Annotated in this window: 22 protein-coding genes; 6 read left to right on the top strand and 16 right to left on the bottom strand. The window is 66.0% G+C overall.

The window, feature by feature from the left end; genetic code table 11:
- Positions 1-7 precede the first annotated feature (7 nt).
- The 10 genes from QTI04_RS29670 to xdhC all read right to left on the bottom strand — a co-directional run bounded on the left by QTI04_RS29670 (position 8) and on the right by xdhC (position 10,379).
- Complete coding sequence (locus QTI04_RS29670) at positions 8-727, bottom strand: hypothetical protein (protein WP_286618806.1); 720 nt, start codon at positions 725-727, stop codon at positions 8-10.
- A 14-nt stretch (positions 728-741) separates the two neighbouring features.
- Entirely contained in the window at positions 742-1,758 is a 1,017-nt protein-coding gene (locus QTI04_RS29665) for a phospholipase D-like domain-containing protein (RefSeq protein WP_286618805.1), read from the bottom strand.
- A gap of 7 nt (positions 1,759-1,765) precedes the next feature.
- Entirely contained in the window at positions 1,766-3,676 is a 1,911-nt protein-coding gene (locus QTI04_RS29660) for an ABC transporter ATP-binding protein (protein ID WP_286618804.1), read from the bottom strand.
- A gap of 140 nt (positions 3,677-3,816) precedes the next feature.
- Positions 3,817-4,344, bottom strand: a complete 528-nt coding sequence (locus QTI04_RS29655; protein WP_286618803.1) for a DUF4136 domain-containing protein — start codon at positions 4,342-4,344, stop codon at positions 3,817-3,819.
- A gap of 72 nt (positions 4,345-4,416) precedes the next feature.
- Positions 4,417-5,619 (bottom strand): beta-ketoacyl synthase, encoded by a 1,203-nt coding sequence (locus tag QTI04_RS29650; protein WP_286618802.1) that lies wholly within the window; start codon positions 5,617-5,619, stop codon positions 4,417-4,419.
- Positions 5,616-5,855 carry an acyl carrier protein gene (locus tag QTI04_RS29645; RefSeq protein ID WP_286603759.1) on the bottom strand — a complete coding sequence of 80 codons (240 nt, stop codon included), beginning with the start codon at positions 5,853-5,855 and terminating at the stop codon, positions 5,616-5,618. Before QTI04_RS29645 ends, QTI04_RS29650 begins: the two co-directional genes overlap by 4 nt.
- Positions 5,856-5,931: 76 nt before the next feature.
- Positions 5,932-6,693: a phosphatase PAP2 family protein gene (locus tag QTI04_RS29640; protein WP_286618801.1), complete on the bottom strand. Its 762-nt coding sequence runs from the start codon at positions 6,691-6,693 to the stop codon at positions 5,932-5,934.
- Between the two features lie 68 nt (positions 6,694-6,761).
- The gene (locus QTI04_RS29635; protein WP_286618800.1) at positions 6,762-8,096 is read right to left on the bottom strand and encodes a glycerate kinase; all 1,335 of its coding nucleotides are present in this window, start codon (positions 8,094-8,096) and stop codon (positions 6,762-6,764) included.
- 57 nt (positions 8,097-8,153) lie between these two features.
- Positions 8,154-9,359: a urate hydroxylase PuuD gene (locus QTI04_RS29630; RefSeq protein ID WP_286618799.1), complete on the bottom strand. Its 1,206-nt coding sequence runs from the start codon at positions 9,357-9,359 to the stop codon at positions 8,154-8,156.
- A 207-nt stretch (positions 9,360-9,566) separates the two neighbouring features.
- A complete protein-coding gene (gene xdhC, locus QTI04_RS29625; RefSeq protein WP_286618798.1) occupies positions 9,567-10,379 on the bottom strand; it encodes a xanthine dehydrogenase accessory protein XdhC in 813 nt (270 codons plus the stop codon).
- A 53-nt stretch (positions 10,380-10,432) separates the two neighbouring features.
- Between xdhC and QTI04_RS29620 the strand changes: the two genes are divergently transcribed.
- Positions 10,433-10,942, top strand: a complete 510-nt coding sequence (locus QTI04_RS29620) for a hypothetical protein (RefSeq protein ID WP_286618797.1) — start codon at positions 10,433-10,435, stop codon at positions 10,940-10,942.
- 115 nt (positions 10,943-11,057) lie between these two features.
- On the opposite strand, the gene uraH is transcribed toward QTI04_RS29620, so the two are convergent.
- Entirely contained in the window at positions 11,058-11,420 is a 363-nt protein-coding gene (gene uraH, locus QTI04_RS29615) for a hydroxyisourate hydrolase (RefSeq protein WP_286603766.1), read from the bottom strand.
- Between the two features lie 74 nt (positions 11,421-11,494).
- Between uraH and QTI04_RS29610 the strand changes: the two genes are divergently transcribed.
- Genes QTI04_RS29610 through QTI04_RS29595 form a run of 4 tightly spaced genes read left to right on the top strand, consistent with a single transcriptional unit; the run spans position 11,495 to position 16,169 of the window.
- Positions 11,495-12,169 carry a GntR family transcriptional regulator gene (locus tag QTI04_RS29610; protein ID WP_286603767.1) on the top strand — a complete coding sequence of 225 codons (675 nt, stop codon included), beginning with the start codon at positions 11,495-11,497 and terminating at the stop codon, positions 12,167-12,169.
- 8 nt (positions 12,170-12,177) lie between these two features.
- Positions 12,178-13,119 carry an allantoinase PuuE gene (gene puuE / locus QTI04_RS29605; protein ID WP_286618796.1) on the top strand — a complete coding sequence of 314 codons (942 nt, stop codon included), beginning with the start codon at positions 12,178-12,180 and terminating at the stop codon, positions 13,117-13,119.
- 1 nt (position 13,120) lies between these two features.
- Complete coding sequence (gene uraD / locus QTI04_RS29600; protein ID WP_286603769.1) at positions 13,121-14,887, top strand: 2-oxo-4-hydroxy-4-carboxy-5-ureidoimidazoline decarboxylase; 1,767 nt, start codon at positions 13,121-13,123, stop codon at positions 14,885-14,887.
- A 55-nt stretch (positions 14,888-14,942) separates the two neighbouring features.
- On the top strand, positions 14,943-16,169 hold the full coding sequence (locus QTI04_RS29595; RefSeq protein WP_286603770.1) for an ArgE/DapE family deacylase: 1,227 nt from the start codon (positions 14,943-14,945) through the stop codon (positions 16,167-16,169).
- Positions 16,170-16,172: 3 nt separating this feature from the next.
- On the opposite strand, the gene QTI04_RS29590 is transcribed toward QTI04_RS29595, so the two are convergent.
- The 4 genes from QTI04_RS29590 to QTI04_RS29575 all read right to left on the bottom strand — a co-directional run bounded on the left by QTI04_RS29590 (position 16,173) and on the right by QTI04_RS29575 (position 19,211).
- On the bottom strand, positions 16,173-16,370 hold the full coding sequence (locus QTI04_RS29590) for a hypothetical protein (RefSeq protein WP_286603772.1): 198 nt from the start codon (positions 16,368-16,370) through the stop codon (positions 16,173-16,175).
- 30 nt (positions 16,371-16,400) lie between these two features.
- A complete protein-coding gene (locus QTI04_RS29585) occupies positions 16,401-16,649 on the bottom strand; it encodes a hypothetical protein (protein WP_286603773.1) in 249 nt (82 codons plus the stop codon).
- A gap of 80 nt (positions 16,650-16,729) precedes the next feature.
- Positions 16,730-17,038, bottom strand: coding sequence for a hypothetical protein (locus QTI04_RS29580; RefSeq protein ID WP_286618795.1), 309 nt, complete (start codon positions 17,036-17,038; stop codon positions 16,730-16,732).
- 103 nt (positions 17,039-17,141) lie between these two features.
- Positions 17,142-19,211, bottom strand: a complete 2,070-nt coding sequence (locus QTI04_RS29575) for an AsmA family protein (protein WP_286618793.1) — start codon at positions 19,209-19,211, stop codon at positions 17,142-17,144.
- A 190-nt stretch (positions 19,212-19,401) separates the two neighbouring features.
- Between QTI04_RS29575 and QTI04_RS29570 the strand changes: the two genes are divergently transcribed.
- Complete coding sequence (locus QTI04_RS29570) at positions 19,402-20,886, top strand: nucleobase:cation symporter-2 family protein (RefSeq protein ID WP_286603776.1); 1,485 nt, start codon at positions 19,402-19,404, stop codon at positions 20,884-20,886.
- A 131-nt stretch (positions 20,887-21,017) separates the two neighbouring features.
- On the opposite strand, the gene QTI04_RS29565 is transcribed toward QTI04_RS29570, so the two are convergent.
- Positions 21,018-21,875: an aldo/keto reductase gene (locus QTI04_RS29565; protein WP_286618791.1), complete on the bottom strand. Its 858-nt coding sequence runs from the start codon at positions 21,873-21,875 to the stop codon at positions 21,018-21,020.
- Positions 21,876-21,878 lie beyond the last annotated feature (3 nt).

The following is a 21,878-nucleotide window of genomic DNA, read 5'->3' as shown; positions in this document are numbered from 1 at the left end:
AGCACCGTCAGCATCGGCTACCCAGCTCGGTCTTGCTCTCCTGCAGCGGCTTGACGCCGCGGGCGAGCAAGGGCTGCGCAACCCGGGTGGTGAATCGGTCCAGGTCCTTGGGCGTGTCCTCGCCGTTCCACGAAACCTCCAGCGCCAGTGCGCCGCCCGGCAAGCTCCAGCGTTCGATCTTGACGTCCTTGGCCTCCATCCGCAGCACCTTGCTGCTGCAGCCGGTCGGCCGCGCCTCGAAGCCCGGCGGCGCGACGGTGCGGACAAGGCCGTCGGCCGTGCAGCTGTATGAATAGTTTTTCTTGAGAGCGCCCTCGGCCGTCCAGCCCACATCCACCTCGCTCTTGCGCTTGGTTGCCGCCGGGAAGGCGCAGCGCAAGGCGGTGCCCACTTCATTGCCCTGCAAGGGCGCGGCACTGCGGAGCTTGTACATCGATTCGGTCTTGGAGCCGCTGCTGCGCTCTCGCACGATGACGCTGGCGCCCGGCGGCAGGTCGGAGGCCTGCGCGGTGGAGAAATAGCGGACCTCGAACTTCTCGTGCTTGCCCGCCGGGAGCCGCAGCAGGGTGGCAACTTCTTCGATGCTGCCGGGGCCGCCGTCGGCTGGCGCCCAGCGCAGCGCGTACTCGGCGCCGCCAGCTGCCAGCGCCGCCGGTGCGACGCATGCCGAGGCGACCGCAGCGAGCAGCGCACCCGACCACGCTTTCAATGACGGTGCGACGGCCATCGATGCCTTCGGAGTCAGCCCTTGGACTTGTGCTTCTTCTCGCGGGACGCGCTGCCGTCCAGCACCAGTTTGGCGGGATCGAGTTCGCGCTTCGCGAGATCCTTCATCAGCCCCTCGTCGCTGAGATCGATACGGTGCGACAGTTCCCAATCGGCGCGCGCCGTTTCCTCCAACCGCTGCACGGTGCCGGCATGGTCGGTCTCGATGGCCAACTCGCGACGGCCGTCGAAGCTGCCCGGCGCCAGATTGATCGAGCCGACGATCGCGCGCTTGCCATCGGCAAGCATCATCTTGGCATGCAGCTTGAGGTGCTTCATCGTGTGAACCTTGGCGCCCACGTCCTGCAGGATGCGCAGGCCGCCGACCCCTTCGATCAGCTTTTCCGCCTTGAGCGAATGCGGCGGCTTGGTCAGGATGTGAACCTTGACACCCCGCGTCGCGGCGCGCACCAGGCGCTCGATGATGACGGTGTCCTGGTAACGCTCGTTCTGCACCCAGAGCGAATGCTTCGCCCCGTCGATGAATGCCGCGACACGCACGCGGCCGTTGTCCGGACACCAGATCAGCGGCGACTCCGGGTGCGGCTTGAAGTCCTGCTGCTCCCAGTCGGCATCGAAGCAGGCCACCATTTCCTTCGTTTCGAGGTCATGGGTGGTGATGACCGCGTAGTCGCGCGTCTCGGTCAGGTCCCTGGGCTCCCAGTTGAGTGACTCGACAAAGCCGACCTGATGATCGACCACCATCGATTTCTGGTGCGTGAGATCGAACTTCGGGTTGCTGTCGCGCACTTCGATGCCGGCATCGATCAATGCCTTGCGCGCTTCCTCGTTCTCGCTTTCCCCGCTGCGACGCGCCGGATTCAGCATCACGCGCACTTTCACGCCGCGCTGCTTGGCGGCGATCACCGCCGCGAGCAAGGTTTCGTCCGTGAACAGGAACATCCGGATCTGCAGCGCATCCTTGGCCGCGTTGATGGCGTCGAGGATGGGCTTGGCGGTGTCGTCGGGCAGAACGATCAGGCGGTGGGACATGATGGCCTCAGGCAGAAGCAGCCGCAGGGGCGGCCGGGTTTTCGTACTGGATCCGGTGCAGTTCGGCATAGACGCCGCCGAGCGCGACCAGTTCGTCGTTGGTGCCTTCCTCGACCACGATGCCGTCCTTCAGCACGATGATCTTGTCAGCGTTGCGCAGGGTGCTGAGGCGGTGCGCGATCATGATCACGGTGCGGCCCTGCATCAGCCGCTCCAGCCCCTCGATGACGAGGCGCTCGGATTCGGTGTCGAGCGCCGCGGTCGGCTCGTCGAGGATCATGATCGGGCTGTTGCGGATCACGGCACGCGCGATCCCGATGCGCTGGCGCTGGCCGCCCGAGAGCGTGTCGCCGCGCTCCCCGACCAGCGAGTCGTAGCCGTGCGGCATGCGGCTGATGAACTCGTCGGCGTTGGCGAGCTTGGCGGCGGCAATGATTTCTTCCCTGCTCGCGCCGGGCTTGCCATAGGCGATGTTTTCGCCGATGGTGCCGCGGAAAAGCACCGTCTCCTGCAGCACGAAGCCGATCTGCGAGCGCAGGCCCGAGAGCTTGTGGCTGGCAATATCGACGCCGTCGATCAGCACCCGCCCGCCCTTCGGGTCGTAGAAGCGCGGCATCAGGCTCACCACCGTCGATTTGCCGCTGCCCGTCGGCCCGACGATACCCACCACCTGGCCCGGCTTGATGTTGAAGGAGACATCGCGCAGCACCAGCGGCTCGTCGCCGTAGCCGAAGGCCACGTGCTCGAAGGTGATCTCGCCGCGGGTTCGACCCGGCTCCGTGGCGTCCGGACGCTCGTGGATGATGTTGTCGGCGCTGAGGATCTTCTGGATCCGCTCCAGTGCGACGGTGGTCTGGGCGATCGTGCTGGCCATGCTGGCGAGGTCCTTCACCGGCTTGAAGAACTTGCTCAGATAGGCCAGATACACCGTCAGCGCACCCGCCGTCATGGTGCCAGCGACGATCAGCGCGGTGCCTTTCCAGAGCACGATGCCGGTGCACAGCGCCACCACCACCGCGACCACCGGCGACAGCAGTGACTTGATGCGGCGCGCGCGCAACGCGGCCTCGGTGGAGGCCAGGCTCGCAGCTTCCATGTGGGTCACTTCGAGATCCTGCCGGCCGAATGCCTTGACCGCGCGCACCTGGCCCAGCCCTTCCTGAACGACGGCGACGATCTCGCTCTGGCGCAGGCGCACCTCGCGCGTGACCTCCTTCACCGCCTTCTTGAAGCGAAAGACGAACAGCAGCAGGAAAGGCATCACCGCGATCGCGATGAGGGTGAAGTCCCAATCGAGCCAGATCATCAAGCCGAGCATGAAGACGATCGTCACGACGTCGACCAGGATGCCGAGGGTCGAGGAGGAGGCGAAGCTCTGCACCGTCGAGACATCGCTGGTGATGGTGGACATCAGTGAGCCGGTCTTGGCGTTGTCGTAGTAGCCGAGCGACAGCCGGTGCAGGTGCTCGTAGATTCGCAGGCGGAGGTCGTTGGCAACGTACTGCCCGATGCTGGTGGTGTAGTAGTTGTCGATGTAGGTGGCGATGCCGCCGATGATGGCGATCATCAGGGTGGCAATGCCGGCGAAAAGCGCCACGCCCAGAGTGTGCCGGCCGATGCCGAGCTGGTGCGCCCACTCGAGCCACGAGGGCAGGTGGTGGTTGCCGAGCGCGTCATCGAGCACCAGCTTGAGCGGCCAGGGCGATGCCAGGCTCATGAGGATCTCGACCACCATCGCGGCAAGCACAATAGCCAGCCAGCCGCGGTAGGGCTTGACCAGGCCGAACACCATGCGTCGCATTTCCTGCTTTTGCGCTTGCTCGGTGCGCTGGGCGGAACTTGCGGGCGCTGCCGTCCGTCCCGGCACAGTTTCCGTTTCCGCGGCCACGGGCGGGATGGGGGGAATGGGTTGGGACATGCGATGGACCATCCGATGACCCGAGCGCGGGCCTTCCGATGAATGGTAGGCGCGGAACGCGCGCGCGAAAGCGGTCCGCGCACTTACCTAGCACGTACGTAGTGCCACCTATCCCGATGGGACCGCGGCCCGGCGTCAGGTCATTTCGCCGGTGTGCTGCCCGGCGGGAAGCCGGCAAACATCTTGTCGAGCGCCGCTTGCAGCAGGGCCGTCGTCCTGGCGGGATCGCTGTCCAGCGTTCCGCTCGCCGAGCCGCGCCAGATCGCCTGCTTGCGCGAGCCGTCGTACATGTCGACCACCAGCGTGCCCACTTCATAGGTATCGACCCGCGCCCCCGTTGCGGGAGGGCCGAAGCCGCCCCAACCGATGTAGCCGACACTGGAGGTGTTGGCGGTCTGCCGCTCCGAGGTGGTCACTCGCGCGGCAACGTGCACGTCGCCGTTGGGTACGAGCTTCCATCCATTGCCCTGCAGGCGAGAATCGACGCCGTCGACGATGCGCTGCTGCACCAGCGGCGAAGCGACACCTTCCGGCCTCGCTATCCAGCTGTAGGTGCGAAAGCGGGCGAAGTTCGTGCCGGGGTCGAAATCGGTCTTGACATTCGTCGGCGTGCTCGCGCAAGCCGACAGGAACACGGCAAATCCCAGCGCAGCAAATCGTCCCATCATGTTGACTCCAGAGGCTGTTGATGAAAGTTGGCTGACGAGCGATCTGCAACGTCGAAGTCAGTTTAGCGGTGCTCAGGCGCGGCCGAACAACAGTACGGCGTTCGTTCCGCCGAAGGCGAACGAGCTACTGATCGCGGCTTCGAGTCCGGGTGCGGCGGCGCCGGATTCCGGAACCAGATTGAGGCTGCAAGCCGGGTCCACTTCGCCGCGATGTCCGTTGGGAGGCAACTCCCGGCGATGCAGCGCGAGCACCGTGATCACCGCTTCGAGTGCACCGCCGGCGCCCAGCAGGTGGCCGTGCAACGCCTTGGTGGAACTGACCCTCAGGTGCTCGAGTTCATCTCCCCACACTTGCGCGAGTGCATCGCGCTCGACCATGTCGCCGATGCGTGTGGCGGTGCCATGGGCGTTGCAATAGCCCACGTCCCGGGGCTGAAGACCGGCTTGGCGCAGGGCCTGGCGCAGCGCACGTGCCTGGCCGTGCGCATCGGGCTTGGTCAGGTGAGTGGCGTCGCAGCTTTGCCCCCAGCCATCGAGGGTGGCGTAGATCCGTGCGCCGCGCCGGCGGGCTCGATCGGCCGATTCGAGAACGAGGAACGCGGCGCCCTCACCGAGCGCGAAACCATTGCGATCGCTCGCGAACGGACGGACCGACGTCGCCTCTTCGCCGGGCGCAAAGCTGGCGAGCGTCTGCATGGCCTGCCACGCGAGCACGACGCCTGGAACGATGAGGGCCTCGCTGCCGCCCGCGATGGCTACGTCGACCTCGCCGCGCTGCACCGCCTTGGCGGCCTCGGCGATCGCGATGGCCGACGAGGCGCAGGCCACCGAGTAGGTGAGCACGGGACCCTGGGCGCCCTGGCGCATCGCCACGTGCGAGGCCGGCGCATTGGGCATGAAGGCGGGAATGGTCAGCGGCGGGACGCGTCCACCGCCGCGGTAGGCCGCATCGAGCGCCGCCGCGCCGCCCATGCCACATCCGGCGTAGACACCGATGCGCTCCGGATCGAAGTCGCCGTGGATGCCGGCATCGCGCATCGCGAGGTCGGCAGCGGCCACCGCAAGCTGGCTGACTCGATCGACGCCTGCGAGCTGCAGCTTGGTGAACCAGCGTGATTCGTCGAAGGCCACCGTCGCTGCCGCGGCCGGCCTGGGCAACTCGGGAAAGATCGGCCCGAGCGCCGATTCCCCGCGCAGGAGGGCCTCGAACAGCAAACGGGGTTCGTCGCCGTGCGGTGCCATCACGCCCAGTCCGGTGACGGCGACCCGGCTCACGTTGTTTGCGCCGCCCTGACCTTGTCGACCACGGCGGCCAGTTGGGCCAGCGTGTCGATGTTCGGGTCGTCGTCAGGGACCGTGATGGCGAAGCGGTCCTCGATCGCGAACACGAACTCGGCCAGCGCCAGCGAGTCGAATCCTTTTTCGCGCATGGAGGCCTGAGGGTCGAGCTCCGAGGCTTCGATGCCGTACTTCTCGTGGATCAGGTCCTGCAATTCCTTCAGCGAACTCATGGTGCGGGTATCCGGTGTCGTTCTGGCCACCGACCGATCCGCGTCGATGGTGATGTTGGTATGGCCTGCCAGCAGATCAACCCCTCCTGGGACGGCCGTCGAATCGGCCCGCGGGCAGTGACGTTCCATGATATCCGCTCGGCCCCAGCGGGCGTGATGCCCTCCCGGGTCGCCAGCGCAGGGACGGGATGGCGAAGGCGATGCCGAGTACCGCGCCGGCCAGCGCGTCGAGCACCACGTGCTGCTTGACCGCCAGCGTCGAGTAGACGATGGCGGCGAACCAGAGGCCATTGACGAGGCGAAGCAGCACCGGCGCGCGGGCCCCGCGCAGGATGTGCTCCACCCAGATTGCCGTGAATATCGCAACGGCCACGTGCATCGACGGGCACGCATTGCCGGCCGCATCCACGCCCTGCAGGATCGCGAAGCCCGGAAAGTCGGTCGCCTCCGTGGGCATGGGCGGGATCTGGGTCGGCCACAGGTAGAAGAAGCCGAGCCCGGTCAGGCAGAGCGCGCCGACCCACAAGCCGTAGACGACCAGTTCCTTGAAGGTCAGTTGCAGCCCCGGCGCGACGCCCACATACACCCACAGGGAGAAGTACGCGATCAGCGCCTGAGGCTGGAACGGAACCACACGATCGAGCGCGGTCAACGGCATCACCGTCGTCGGGAAGACCGGCTCGCGCAGCAAGTGGAAATAGGCGATGAAGAAGAGCCAGGTGAATGCGGTGGTGCCAACCACCTTCAGGAACAAGTGCCGGCGAATCCTCAGACCGATCTCGGCGGTCCAGTTCTGCGACGGGAGCAGGCCGAGATACAGGTCGATCGGTTGATTCATGAATTCGGCGTTGTGGGTCTTGTCAGGCACCGAGCATGCCTGCTGACCGCCTGAACCGCAAACCCGAACTAAAGAATCAACAACGCGCGGAAGTCATTGACGTTGGTATGTGTCGGCCCGGTGACCAGCAGATCGCCGATGGCATCGAAGTAGCCGTACGCATCGTTGCGATCGAGGTGATCGGCCAGCTTGCAGCCGGCGGCCTCGGCGCGGCGCAGGGTGTCCGGCGCGACGAAGGCACCGGCGTTGTCCTCGACGCCGTCGATGCCGTCGGTGTCGGCCGCGAGAGCCCAGACGTCCTCTCGCGCCGCCAGCGCGCCCGCAAGCCCGAGGCAGAACTCGCCCGCTCGTCCGCCCCGGCCCTTGGCCTGTCCGGGCTGACGTGGACGGATGGTGACGGTCGTTTCGCCGCCCGACAGGATCACGCAAGGCCTGGCGAACGGCGCGCCGCGCAAGGACACCGAACGCGCCAGCGCACCGTGAACCTTGCCGACTTCCCTCGATTCCCCTTCCATCTCATCGCTGAGGATGTGAGCCTCGATGCCGGCCGCACGCGCCGCCGCGGCAGCCGCTTCCAGCGACTGCTGGGGCGTGGCGATCAGGTGCGTGGCATGGCCCGTGAAAACCGGATCGGAAGGCTTGGGCGTTTCGAGCGCACCGCTTTCGAGTTGCGCCCGCACGGACGGAGGCACCTCGATGCGGTAGCGATCGAGGATGGCGAGCGCATCGGCGCAGGTCGTGGCGTCGGGGACGGTGGGTCCGCTCGCGATCACGGCGGGATCGTCGCCCGGCACGTCGCTGATGGTCAGCGTCACCACCTGCGCCGGCGCACACGCGGCCGCGAGACGCCCGCCTTTGATGCGCGAGAGATGCTTGCGCACACAGTTCATCTCGCCGATGTGCGCGCCCGATTCGAGCAGTTGCTTGTTGATGCGCTGCTTGTCGGCCAGCGTCAAGCCCTCGGCCGGCAACGTGAGCAGGGCCGAGCCGCCGCCGGAGATCAGGCACAGCACGAGGTCGTCGGCCGTGAGTCCCTTCGTGAGCGCGAGGATGCGCTCGGCGGCTTTCATTCCCGCTTCGTCAGGCACGGGATGCGCGGCCTCGACAACTTCGATGCGCTGCGCGAGACCTTCGGGCCGCGGCGGAACGTGTCCGTAGCGCGTCACCACGAGCCCCGAAAGCTCTGCATCGGCGGGCCACAGCGCCTCCAGTGCCTGCACCATCGACCCGCCGGCCTTGCCCGCGCCGAGGACCAGCGTCCGGCCTCTGGGCGGCCTGGGAAGGCAGGGGCCCATGCTTGCCAAGGGCAATGCACGCTCGACGGCAACGCGGTAGATGTGTTCGAGGAACTCGCGTGGCGCGCCGCGCGGGTCTGGGATTTGCTGCGGGTTCGATGAGGTCATGTTCTGCCTAGGTCTCCAACTATTGTCTCCCTACCGCCCCGCCCACCCGCGACGGGACTACTTGGTACTCGCGCCGCCCTGGAACCATTTGCTGATCAGCGCGCGCTCTGCATCCGTCATGCCGGTCGAATTGTTCATCGGCATGATCTTCGTGACCACGGCTTGCTGATACACGCTCTGCGCATGTGCAGTGACCTGCTCCGGCGTATCCAGCCGCACGTTCTTCATCTGCACTTGCGCGCCGTGGCACATGTAGCAGCGTTGCTCCAGCACCTTCTGCACTTCGCCGAACGATACCTTTTGCGGCGCCGCACCAGCGGCAGGCGCCGCGACCGGCTCCGGCTTCATCCAGATGATGGTCAGGCCAAGCACGGCCATGCCGAAAAGCGCATAGGGAATCGGATTGCGCACATTGCCGAGCTTGAAGCGATGGCGCACCACGAAGAACTGCCGGATCGCCGCGCCGCCGAGCATGATGAGCAGCAGCACGATCCAGTTGTACTTGTGCGTGTAGGTGAAGCTGTAGTGATTGCTCAGCATCGTGAACAGCACCGGCAGCGTGAAATAGGTGTTGTGCACGCTGCGCTGCTTGCCGCGCTGGCCGTGGATCGGATCGACCGGCCGGCCTTCGCGCAGTGCCGCCACGTTCTTGCGTTGGCCGGGAATGATCCAGAAGAAGACATTGCCGCTCATGGTCGTCGCCATCATCGCGCCCACCAGCAGGAAGGCCGCGCGGCCGGCGAACCACTGGCATGCGAGCCAGGCCGCGAAGGCGATGAAGACCGCCACCAGCACGCCCACGATGGTGTCGCCGTTCTTGCGCCGCCCGAAGACCTGGCAGATGCCGTCGTAGACCATCCAGAACACGACGAAGAAAGCCAGCGCCACGCCGATGGCGGCGCCGGGCTGCCAGTCCATCTTGGACTTGTCAATCAGGTAGGTGCTCGCGTTCCACAGGTACGACATCGTGAAGAGCGCGAAACCCGTGATCCAGGTGGAATAGCTCTCCCAGTACGACCAGTGCAGGTGGTCCGGCAGCTTCTTCGGCGCCAGCGCGTACTTCTGCATGTTGTAGAAGCCGCCGCCGTGCACCGCCCATTGCTCGCCGCCGACACCCTTGTCCAGGGATTCCTGGTCCTGCGGCTTCTCGAGGCTGTTGTCCAGCATCACGAAGTAGAAGGAGGCGCCGATCCATGCGATGGCAGTGATGACGTGGACCCAGCGCAGCAGCAGATTGGCCCAGTCGAGGTAGTAGCTTTCCATTGACGCTCAACCTTGTCGGCGCGTGGGGGCGCCGTGGAGTTCCGGCCTGCTCACCACTGCGGGCGCTGTAAGCAGAGATAGTGCCGCGAACGCAGGCCATGGAATGGGCCTCGCTCCGCTGCGGCTTGTGGACTGAAGTGTATACACTTTTGCAGGGTCTTTCTCGGGTTTTGCGTCACTCGGTGTGCTGGAAAACCCTGATCACCTTCACGCGGATGGAAGCGATTGCAACAACTGTGCCGCCACGGCCACCGCGATCACCTCGGGCTCCTTGCCGGTGATGCCTGGCACGCCGATCGGACAGGTCACGCGGTCCATCTCGGCGGCCGTGAAACCGCGCGCCTCCAGGCGATGGCGGAAGGTCGCCCACTTCGTCTTGCTGCCGATCAGCCCGACGTAGGGCAGATCGTCGCGATCGCGCAGCCGCTTGAGGCAGGCGATCACGATGTCGAGGTCTTCCGCATGGCTGAAGCTCATGATCAGCACGCGCGAGCCGGGCGCGAGTTGCGCGACCGCTTGCTGCACGGGCTCGGAATGCTCGGTTTCGATCTGCGCGGGCAGCGCGTCGGGAAACACGCCGTCTCGGCTGTCGATCCAGCGCACGGTAAAGGGCAGCGTCGACAGCAGCCGCGCGAGCGCCGCGCCGACGTGCCCGCCGCCGAAGAGCGCGACCGGCTCCAGGTGCGCGAGCAGTTCGGTCTGAAGCGCCTTAGCGTTCGACGCGGAGATTCGCCGATACGACAGGAACACCACGCCGCCGCAGCACTGCCCGAGGCTGGGGCCGAGCGGATAGCGCCGAACGCCTTCGATGGCCGGCCCGCCCGCGAGCCAGACGCGCGCTTCATCGGTCGCCTGGAATTCGAGTTGGCCGCCGCCGATCGTGGCAGTGAGGCCATCGCCCCAGACGGCCATCCACGTGCCGGCCTCGCGCGGTGCGGAGCCCTGGGTCGATTCGACGCGCACGAGCACGCCGTTCTCACGCTGCAGACGCGCGAGCAGTTCGTCGACGGCGCCGGTCATGCCCGAAACCTCCGGTTGCGCGATCGCGCCGCGGGCACGGTATAACCGCGCCGATGAATTTTCAGTCCACGACGCGCCGCCTCGCACTGGCGGCTGCCCTTCTTTCGAGCCTGTGGCTCGCCGGTTGCGGCACCAGCCCGACATCCCGTACCGGAACCGTCCCCGGCCAACTCAGCAACGCCACGCCCGACCCGAGCGACGGCAGCCGGCCCAAGCCTCGCGCATCCAGCGCGGCAACCCCGCGCGACTATCGGCGCGACGCGGCGCGCCACGTCTACGACATCAACAAGCAACGCGTCTACAGCGGCAAGCTGCCGCCATTGCTCTATGCGGTCGGTACGCTGCAGGTCAACCTCGACACCAGCGGCAAGGTGCTCTCGATGCACTGGATGAGGGCGCCGACGCACGCGCCCGAAGTGATCGCCGAGATCGAACGCACGGTGCTCAGCGCCGCGCCCTTCCCCGTCGCCACGCAACTGGGCAAAGTCACGTGGACCGACACATGGCTGTGGGATGAAGGCGGCCATTTCCAGCTCGATACGCTCAGCGAAGGGCAGCTCTAGCTTTAGCTCGCCCCCAGGCTGCGCGCACTTCGTGTCGCTACGCCTCCCCCCTGCCGGGGGCAACACCAGCGGCCCGGCAAAGCCGGTTCCGCGGCGTTCCAACGAAATCGACATCTCATGATCCACGATAGGTCGAGTAGCTCCATGGGCTCACCAGCAGCGGCACGTGGTAGTGCTGGTCGGTACGCGCCACACCGAAATCCAGCGCCACGCGATTCAGGAAGTTCGGCTCGGGGAGTTTGACGCCGCGCGCCTTGAAGTAGCCCGCCACATCGAACACCAGGCGGTAGGTCCCTGCTTTCAGCGTGCTGTTGTCGTAGAGCGGGCCATCGCTGCGCCCGTCCGCATTCAGCGTGAAGCGCCGCACGAGCGTGGCGCGCGCGTCCTCGCCAGTGCCGTCGGTGGTGAACAACGCGACCTCCATGCCAGCCGCGGGGCTACCGTGCATGGTGTCCAGTACGTGGGTGCTCAGGCCCATGGATGTGCTCCTTCAGTGCATTGGGGAAATTCCGGTCGACAAAAGTGTATACAGTTCTTGCCTTTGGGTCTATCATGAAAAGCATGGACTCGACCACCACCCGCGCGATCGTCGACGCACTCACCAAGGCCATTGTGGAGCACCGGCTTCAACCCGGTAGCAAGCTGGCCGAGCAAAAGCTGGCGGACCACTTCGGCGTGTCGCGCACCTTGGTTCGGCAAGCCCTCTTCCAGCTTTCGCAGAACAAGCTCATCCGCCTGGAGCCCGCCCGCGGCGCCTTCGTTGCGGCACCGGCGGTTGACGAAGCGAAGCAGGTGTTCGCGGTGCGCCGCATGCTGGAGGCCGAGATGACGCGCGCCTTCGTGCGCAGCGTGACGCCGGCCAAGATCAAGGCGCTCAAGGAACACGTCGCGCTCGAGAAAGCCGCCGTTTCCGGCGAAGACGTCTCGGGCCGCACCGAACTGCTCGGCGATTTCCACGTGCGCATGGCCGAGCTGATGGGCAACACGGTGCTGGCGCAGATCCTCGGCGAACTGATCTCGCGCTGCGCCCTCATCACGCTGATGTACCAGAGCGCCAGCGCCGCCGAGCACTCGAACGACGAGCACGCCGACATCGTGAAGGCGCTGGCCGCCAAGGACGAGGAACGCGCCGTGCGCCTGATGACCGAGCACCTCGAGCATGTCGAGGCCAACCTCACCTTCGACCGCAAGGTCCCGACCCACGACATCTCACTGGCACTGGCCTGAACCCGCCCATGAGCACCTACGACACCACCCTGCCCTATCCGCGCGATCTGGTCGGCTACGGCCGCAATCCGCCGCATGCGCAATGGCCCGGACGCGCGCGCATCGCCGTGCAGTTCGTGCTGAACTACGAGGAAGGCGGCGAGAACTGCGTGCTGCACGGCGACGCCGGCTCGGAGCAGTTCCTCTCGGAGATGTTCAATCCCGCGAGCTTCCCCGACAGGCACATCAGCATGGAGGGGATCTACGAATACGGATCGCGCGCCGGTGTATGGCGCATCCTGCGCGAGTTCGAGAAGCGCAATCTGCCGGTCACGGTGTTCGGCGTCGGGATGGCGCTGGAGCGCTATCCCGAACTCGCGGTCGCCTTCAAGGAACTGGGCCACGAGATCGCCTGCCACGGCTGGCGCTGGATCCACTACCAGGGCATCGACGAAGCCACCGAGCGCGAGCACATGCGACTCGGCATGGAGGCCATCGAGAAGCTCACCGGCGAGCGAGCGCTCGGCTGGTACACCGGCCGCGACAGCCCGCGCACGCGCAGGCTCGTGGCCGACTACGGCGGTTTCGAGTACGACAGCGACTACTACGGCGACGACCTGCCCTTCTGGATGAAGGTTCGGAAGACCGACGGCGACGTCGTGCCGCAGCTGATCGTGCCATACACACTGGACTGCAACGACATGCGCTTCGCGCTGCCACAGGGCTATTCGCACGCGGATCCCTTCTTCCAGTACATGAAGGACTCCTTCGACGCGCTCTACGCCGAAGGCGACGAAGCGCCGAAGATGATGAGCATCGGCATGCACTGCCGCCTGCTGGGCCGGCCGGGTCGCATCACCGCCTTGCAGCGCTTCCTCGATCACATCGCCGCGCACGACCGCGTCTGGGTCTGCCGCCGGCTGGATATTGCGCGCCACTGGAAGGCGACGCACCCCTACAACGGAGACTGACATGGCCCTGACCATCGACCAACTCAATGCCGCCTCGGCCGACGAAGCCGTCGCACTCCTCGACGGCGTATACGAGCACTCGCCGTGGATCGCGAAGCGCGCGCTGTCGGAACGCCCTTTTCGCTCGTTGCCGCACCTGAAGCACGCCTTGGTCAAGGTCGTGACCAGCGCATCGACCGACGAGCAGCTCGGCCTGATCCGCGCCCACCCCGAACTCGCAGGCAAGGCGATGGTCAGCAAGAACCTCACCGCCGAATCGACCCACGAGCAGAGCAAGGCGGGCCTGACCGACTGCACGCCCGAAGAATTCGCGAAGATCCAACAGCTCAACGCCGACTACAACGCCAAGTTCGGCTTTCCGTTCATCCTCGCAGTGCGCGGGCCGCGCGGCACGGGACTGGCCAAGCGCGAGATCATCGACACCTTCGAGCGCCGGCTACACCATCACCCTGACTTCGAGCTCGGCGAGGCACTGCGCAACATCCATCGCATCGCGGAAATTCGCCTCGACGACAAGTTCGGCGCCGAGCCGACGCTCGGCAACCGAGTTTGGGACTGGCAGGAGAAGCTGTCGGTGCACACCGATCCGGGCTATGCCGAGAAGGGCCAGCTCACCGTGACCTATCTCACCGACGCGCACCGTGCCTGCGCGCAGCAGATCGCGCAGGACATGCGCGAGGCCGGCTTCGACACCGTGCACATCGATGCGGTCGGCAACGTGGTCGGCCGCTATGAAGGTGCCACGCCCGGCGCCAGGACCCTGCTGACGGGCTCGCACTACGACACCGTGCGCAACGGCGGCAAGTACGACGGCCGTCTTGGCATCTTCGTGCCGATGGCCTGCGTTCGCGAACTCAAGCAGCAGAACCGCCGCCTGCCCTTCGCCTTCGAAGTCGTGGGCTTTGCCGAAGAGGAAGGCCAGCGCTACAAGGCCACCTTCCTCGGATCGGGTGCGCTGATCGGGCACTTCGACCCGAAGTGGCTCGACCAGAAGGACGCCGACGGCATCACCATGCGCGAGGCGCGGCAACACGCGGGCCTCAAGGACGAAGACATCCCCAAGGTGCAACGCGATCCTTCGAAATACCTCGGCTTCGTCGAAGTGCACATCGAGCAGGGCCCGGTGCTCACCGAGCTGGACCTCCCGCTCGGCATCGTCACTTCCATCAACGGCAGCGTTCGCTACGTGGGCGAAGTGATCGGCATGGCGAGCCACGCCGGCACCACTCCGATGAACCGCCGCCGCGATGCCGCCGCGGCCGTGGCTGAGCTGATCCTGTTCGCCGAACGGCGCGCAGCGAAGGATGGCGACTCGGTCGCCACCGTCGGCATGCTCGAAGTGCCGAGCGGCTCGATCAACGTGGTGCCGGGCCGCTGCAAGTTCAGCCTGGACCTGCGCGCGCCGAACAACGCGCAACGCGATGCGCTGGCCACCGATGTGGTCGACGCACTCAAGGAGATCTGCGAGCGACGCGGCGTCCGGCACACGCTGGAGGAAACCATGCGCGCCGCCGCCGCGCCCAGCGCACCCGACTGGCAGAAGCGATGGGAGCAGGCCGTCGACACGCTCGGCGTGCCGCTCTTTCGCATGCCCAGCGGCGCCGGCCACGACGCGATGAAGCTGCACGAAGTCATGCCGCAGGCGATGCTCTTCGTGCGCGGCATCAATTCAGGCATCAGCCACAACCCGCTCGAATCGAGCACCAACGACGACATGCAGCTGGCGGTACAAGCCTTCCAACTGCTTCTCGACAACCTCAAGGAATGAATCTCGCCCCAGGCTTGCCCCACTTCGCGTGGCCGCCCACCGTGGAACAACTGATATGACTGACTACAAGCAACTCGACGCCTGGATCGACGCCCACTTCGACGAGGAGGTGCGTTTCCTGCAGGAAATGGTGCGCGTGCCCACCGACACGCCGCCCGGCAACAACGCACCGCACGCGGAGCGCACGGCCGAACTGCTCCACACCTTCGGCTTCGACGCCGAGAAGCACTCCGTGCCCGCACAGGAAGTGAAAGACTACGGCCTCGAATCCATCACCAACCTGATCGTGCGCCGCAAGTACGGCAGCGGCGGCCGCACCGTGGCGCTCAACGCGCATGGCGACGTGGTGCCGCCCGGCGAGGGCTGGTCGCACGACCCTTACGGCGGCGAGATCGACGACGGCAGCCTCTACGGCCGCGCGGCCGCGGTCAGCAAGAGCGACTTCGCGAGCTTCACTTTTGCGCTGCGCGCGCTCGAAGCGGTCGCCAAGCCCACCCAGGGCAGCGTCGAACTGCACTTCACGTACGACGAGGAATTCGGCGGGATCCTCGGCCCGGGCTGGCTGCTCAAGCAGGGCCTGACCAAGCCCGACCTGATGATCGCCGCGGGCTTCAGCTACGAAGTGGTCACGGCCCACAACGGCTGCCTGCAGATGGAAGTCACCGTGAACGGCAAGATGGCGCACGCCGCCATACCGACCACGGGCATCGATGCACTGCAGGCCGCGGTGCACATCCTCAATGCGCTCTATGCGCAGAATGCGCTGTACCAGCAGGTCACGTCCAAGGTCGAGGGCATCACGCACCCCTACCTCAACGTGGGGCGCATCGAAGGCGGGACCAACACCAACGTGGTCCCGGGCAAGGTCGTCTTCAAGCTCGACCGTCGCATGATCCCGGAAGAGAATCCGGTCGAGGTCGAAGCCAACATCCGCAAGGTCATCGCGGATGCGGCAGCGCAGATGCCTGGCATCAAGGTCGACATCAAACGCATGCTGCTGGCCAACTCGATGAAGCCGCTGCCCGGCAACAAGCCCCTGGTCGATGCGATCCAGAAGCACGGCCAGGCGATCTTCGGCGAGCCCATCAAGGCCATGGGCACGCCGCTCTACACCGACGTACGCCTTTACGGCGAGGCCGGCATCCCCGGCGTGATCTACGGCGCAGGGCCGCGCACGGTGCTGGAATCGCACGCCAAGCGAAACGACGAACGCGTGGTGCTGGAAGACCTGCGGCGCGCGACCAAGGTCATCGCACGAACACTGAGCGACCTGATGGGCTGAGGCTCAGGCCGCGCGCTGGCCGCTCGGCATGAGGTAGCCGTTGCGGTAGATGCCGATCACGAGCCCACGGACCGAATCCGTGGGCCGCGCGGTCACGTACTTGCCGGGTCCCGCCTGGTACACGACGATGGTGCAGGCTGCACTTTTGCTGAGGGTGCGGGCAACACCGGTCGCCTGGCTGGCGGTTGGATAGGTGTTCATGGTTGTTCCCTGGAAGGAAGTGTCGGCGCTTCAGGAACGGGCGACGGAAAGCAGTCCGTCGATCGCGAGCACCACGCCCTCCTGGGACTCCTTGGTCGGTGTTCCCTCGGTGAGCAGCTTTCGGATGAGGCTCAGCGTGTTGAGCAGTTCCGCCTCCATGTCCGTCAGCAATGGAATCACTTCGAACTCCGGATACTTGCCGCGCGCACCCATGGGCCGGCCGGGGCCTGACAAGTCGACGTCGTAGCCTTCATGGATTGCTTCGATTTGAGTCTTCATGTGCGTCGAAGAGTTTTCAGGGAATCGTGATCGGCGGATTCTGCCCAATCGCTGCCGGACGCGGGCGGTCAACGGGCAGCTCAATTCAAGCCCATGAATTCGGACAGTCGACGCCCCATGGCGTGAATCCGCTTCTGCTTTTCCTGCGAACGATGGCTCGCCACGAGTTCGAGCGCCTGTGCCACGGACTCGGCACCCTGGTCGCCATCCGAAGCGCGGTGGCGCCACTCATTGGCTACTTCGGACAGCTGGGCGTTGCTGAGACGCTCGGGAGGCGCGCTGACCTCCCGCTTCGCCGCGGCCTCGTCGACGGATTGCAGGGTGGATCGCAGGAGCCCCAGCAGCCCCGACGAGGACCATTGCAGCTTGGAAAAATTCTCTGATTCCATGTAATACATTGTGCCTAATCTGCAGCGAAGTAACAAGATATTTCCTGGACTTTCTTCTTACTTTGCTTTTTCGCACTGAACGCGGCCGCTCGGGCCACCCGGCTCAAGGCGCTGCTTGCTTGAGGCCCGAGAAAGGCCGCGGCAGCTTCAGACCCCGGCTCGCGGTCGACGTCTTCGGCTTGGCACCGGGGCCGGGCGCCTTGGCCGCCGAATCACACCCTCCGGCCTCGGCGCCCCCTCCCAGCAAGGCGGGCGCCAGCAGCGACAGGCCGCCCGTCGCCGCGGCCACGCCATAGTCAGCGGCCTGGCGCACGGTGCCCTTCGGGTCGATGCTCAACTCGGGCCTTTCCAGCGGTCCCCTCACCAGCATGAGTTGAACCAGGCTGGCCGGGTTGAGATCCAGTCCCTTCTTCACCCTCGGCCGGAACGCCAGCTCGATCGTTTGCTTCGCCAGATTCAGTTCGCCGCTGGCCGTGACGGCGAGCTGCGACGTCTCCATGGCGATCGACCGGTCGATCACGGCAACCCCATTGCGCAAGGGCAGGCGCGCGACGGCGCACTGCACGATCAGATCCGGACGCCCTCCCTGTCTAGGCACCAGCATTTCGAGCAGGCGCGCCACGATGTCGCGATCGAGCGCGGCTGCCTTGCCCGTGAGGGAGACCTCGCGCATCGTCAAGTGCACCTCACCGGTCGACGAGGCAGCAAGGCTTCGCGGCGTGCGTCCTGTGATGGCCAGCTTCAGATCAAGATTCGCGCGACCGCCCTTGAAGTGCGTGCCCCCGCCCCATTGCGCATCGAGCGACTCGACGGAGAGCGACTTGGCGTTCACCAGCAGGTCGGTGCGCGGCGGCGCATTCTTTGGCAGCGCGACGTCTATCCGGCCCCGGACCTCGCCGCCCGCAGCTGCAAAGGACAGCGGCTCGACCGTCGCCCGCCCCGCTTCCGACACCCACCGCAGGTTGAGCGCCGACAGCGTCGGCGTGCCGGGCATGTCGAGGCGCGCCACCTTCAGCGCAATCTGCATGGGGAATTGCGGCAACGCATCGAACGGCAGCGGCGTGTCGCCGAAGAACTGCGCCCGCTGCGCGGAAGCCGCCGCCGGCGTCCTGGTCCCGGCCTTGCCTATGTGCCACTTGGCGAGATCGATGGAGGCCGCCGACAGATCCGCATCCAGACGCGATGACGGTCCGGTGTGGAAGTTGACCTGGCCGGTCAGCATCTGTCCGCCCATCGACAACTGCATCGACTCTGCTCGCCATTCGCTGACATCTCGCCGCACCGTCGCACTGGCCTCGACGGGCATCGGCAAGTTGGCTGCGGCAGCGGAAAACTCGGAAAGCGCAGCTGCGGTGTCCAGGCGAGCCGATAGCCTGGCCTCCAGAAGCCCCGCGCGCGGCCCCGTCCCCATGTTGCCTGCCGCCGAGACAGTCGTGCCATCCGTGGTGAAACGAAGATCGAACGGCCATTCCCCCTTGCCCGCCTGCAACTCACCCATGGCCCCGATCTGTCCTTCGGCCTTCCATGGCCGGGATCCGAGCTTGAAGGTCGCGCTCAAACTCGTCTGCCCGCCCTGCGCATGGACGTCGAGCATGTCGATGGTGACCGTGCCCAGCACGCCTTTGTTGCCGTCTCGATAGATGATGCGTGCGTTGGAAACAGAGACAGAGATCCCCTCCAGCGCGACCCGTTCTGCCGCCTTGCCGCCCGATGACCGGCGCGGGGCCAGATGCCAGTTGAACCGCATGGCGCCGTCAGATTCGAGCAGCACGTCCGCTTCTTCCATGTCGACGCTGAGAATGCGGATCTGCCCATCCAGCAGGTCCCGAAGGGACACCTCGAAAGCCGCGCGCCGGAGCCGGATCATGTCCGGCTGCGAGCCCCACTCGGCATTGCCGAGCACGATGTCGTTCGCCTTCACCGCGATGGTCGGCAGCAGATGGATCGACAGGTCGCCGTCGATCCGAAAGGCGCGCCCCGTCGCGGCCGTCACCTGTTCGGAGAGCAGGGCAGCCAAGCGATCCGGCGGATAGGCCCGCCGCAGCGCGACCACGGCCGTGGCAAGCAGCAGGACGATCATCGCCAGCACGATGCCGGAGATGAGCCATGCACGGTGCCATGCGCCGCTCACTGGGCGAGCAACTTCACCGGACGGGCCTGCGGGTGCCTTCATCGGGGCATTGTCGTCCCCGGCACGACAACGCGGGCCTGACCTGCCGGACGTCGGTCGCCCCGGGTTTTCCGCCATACAGCGCGACGCCTGATGTGTATACAGTTTGGCGTACAGAACGGTGGACGGTTGTCTGCACACACCTTCCGCCCCATCATCTCGCTAAAGTTCCGACGCATCAGGAGATCACGCAATGACGGCTGCCTCGCCTTCCATCCACCCGGTCGACCAGCGCCTGCCGGCAGGCAAGCTCACGGCTCTTGGCCTGCAGCACGTGCTGGTGATGTACGCCGGTGCGGTCGCCGTGCCGCTGATCGTCGGCCGCGCGCTCAAGCTCAGTCCACAGGAGGTTGCGCTGCTGATCTCCGCCGACCTGTTCTGCTGCGGCGTCGCCACGCTGATCCAGGCGCTCGGCGCCACACAGTGGTTCGGCATCAAGCTGCCGGTGATGATGGGCGTGACCTTCGCCTCGGTCGCGCCGATGGTCGCCATCGCCAACGCAAACCCGGGCCAGGCCGGCGCGCAACTGCTGTTCGGCGCGATCATCGGCGCCGGCATCATCTCGATATTGATCGCGCCAATGGTGTCGCGCATGCTGCGCTTCTTTCCGCCGGTGGTCACGGGCACGATCATCGCGGTCATCGGCATCAGCCTGATGCGCGTGGGCATCAACTGGATCTTCGGCAACCCGGTCGGGCCCACCGCACCGGCGCTGGTCGATCCGGTCTATGCGAAGTGGCTGGCCGAGGTGACCTCGCCGGGCTCCTCGGTGCCGCCCGTGCCCAAGGGGCTGTCGATCGTGCCCTCGGTGCCCAACCCCAAGTACGCCGACCTCGGCGGACTCGGCATCGCCGCGCTGGTGCTGGTGTCGATCCTGGTGATCGTCAAGTACGCCAAGGGCTTCATCGCCAACATCTCGGTGCTGCTGGGCATCGTGATCGGCGCGGTCGTCGCGACGATCTTCGGCTTCATGACCTTCGAGAAGGTCGGCAAGGCCGAGTGGTTCGACGTGGTGATGCCCTTCCACTTCGGCATGCCGCAGTTCGACCCGATCCTGATCCTCACGATGTCGCTGATCATGATCGTGGTGATGATCGAGTCGACCGGCATGTTCCTGGCCCTCGGCGAGATGACCGACCGCAAGATCACGCAGCAGGACCTGGCCCGCGGCCTGCGCACCGACGGTCTCGGCACGCTGATCGGCGGCGTTTTCAACACCTTCCCCTACACCAGCTTCTCGCAGAACGTGGGGCTGGTGGCGGTGACGGGCATCAAAAGCCGCTTCGTCTGCGTGGCCGGTGGCGTGATCCTGATCGTGCTTGGCTTGTTGCCGAAGATGGCGGCGCTGGTCGAATCGCTGCCCACGGTGGTGCTGGGCGGCGCGGGCCTGGTGATGTTCGGCATGGTGGCCGCCACCGGCATCCGGATCCTCTCCGGCGTGGACTTCAAGGGCAACCGCCACAACGCGATGATCGTCGCGGTGTCGATCGGCATCGGCATGATTCCGCTGATCGCACCCAACTTCAAGCAGTGGATGCCGCACGCGATCCACTCGCTGGTGGAATCGGGCATCCTGCTGGCGTCGATCAGTGCGGTGCTGCTCAACCTGTTCCTCAATGGCGCGAAGCACGACGAGACGGCGATCATCGCTGCGGCCAAGCAGGCCGAAGCGCATTGACTGTTGCTCGCCCCCAGCCTTGCTCACTTCGTGTAGCCGCCCGCCCCCTGCCGGGGGCAACACCTGCGGCCCGGCGAAGCCGGTTCCGCGGTGTTTCACGAAGGGGCGGCCGGGCTTCGCCGGCCTTTGGGTTAGATCATTGCCAGTGGGCTCTTGCGGCGCGGGGGTGGGTGTAAGAGGTCGATTTCCGCGAGGTCGTCCGGGCTCAGTTCCAGGTCGGCGGCCGCGAGGTTTTGCCGGAGATGGGCTTCCCGCACGGCCTTCGGTATGGCGACAACGCCCGGTCGCGACAGTACCCATGCGAGCGCGACTTGCGCGGCGGTGACGCCGAGGCGCTGCGCGATCTTCAAGAGGCCTGCGTCCGCGGCCAGTGAGCCCTGGTCGATGGGGCTGTAGGCCATCAGGGGCATTCCGCTTTCTCGTAGCCAGGACAACAGGCTGAACTCGGGGCCGCGTTCGCTGACGGAGAAATAGACCTGGTTTGCCGCGCAGCCCGCTACGTCGCCGGAGACGGTGGCGAGTTCTTCCATGTCGTCGATGTCGAAATTGCTGACGCCCCAATGGCGGATGCGGCCTTTCGCGACCAGTGCGCGCAGAGCGTCGCATGTCTCGGTCAATGGGTGCTCGCCGCGCCAATGCAGGAGGTAGAGATCGATCTGGTCGAGGCCCAGGCGCGACAGGCTCCGATCGCAGGCCGCGGGGGTGCCCTTGCGGCTTGCGTTGTGGGGGTAGACCTTGCTGACGATGAAGAGGTCTTCGCGCCGGACGTCGCCGGCGCGAAGAGCGTCGGCCACGGACTGGCCGACGACTTCCTCGGCACCGCCCTCGCCGTACATCTCGGCGGTGTCGATAAGCCGGTAGCCCATGTCGATGGCGGCGCGCACCGCGGCCACTTCGGCCTTGCGGTCCCCGGCGGCTTCACCCATGTGCCAGGTGCCGAGGCCCAGCGTAGGGATCGACGAACCGCCGGGAAGATCGAGGTATCGCATCAC

It is taken from the genome of Variovorax sp. J22R115 (assembly GCF_030317005.1).
GTDB lineage: Bacteria > Pseudomonadota > Gammaproteobacteria > Burkholderiales > Burkholderiaceae_C > Variovorax.
Note: the sequence above shows the minus strand (reverse complement) of the source record. Positions and strands in the feature narration are given on the sequence as shown.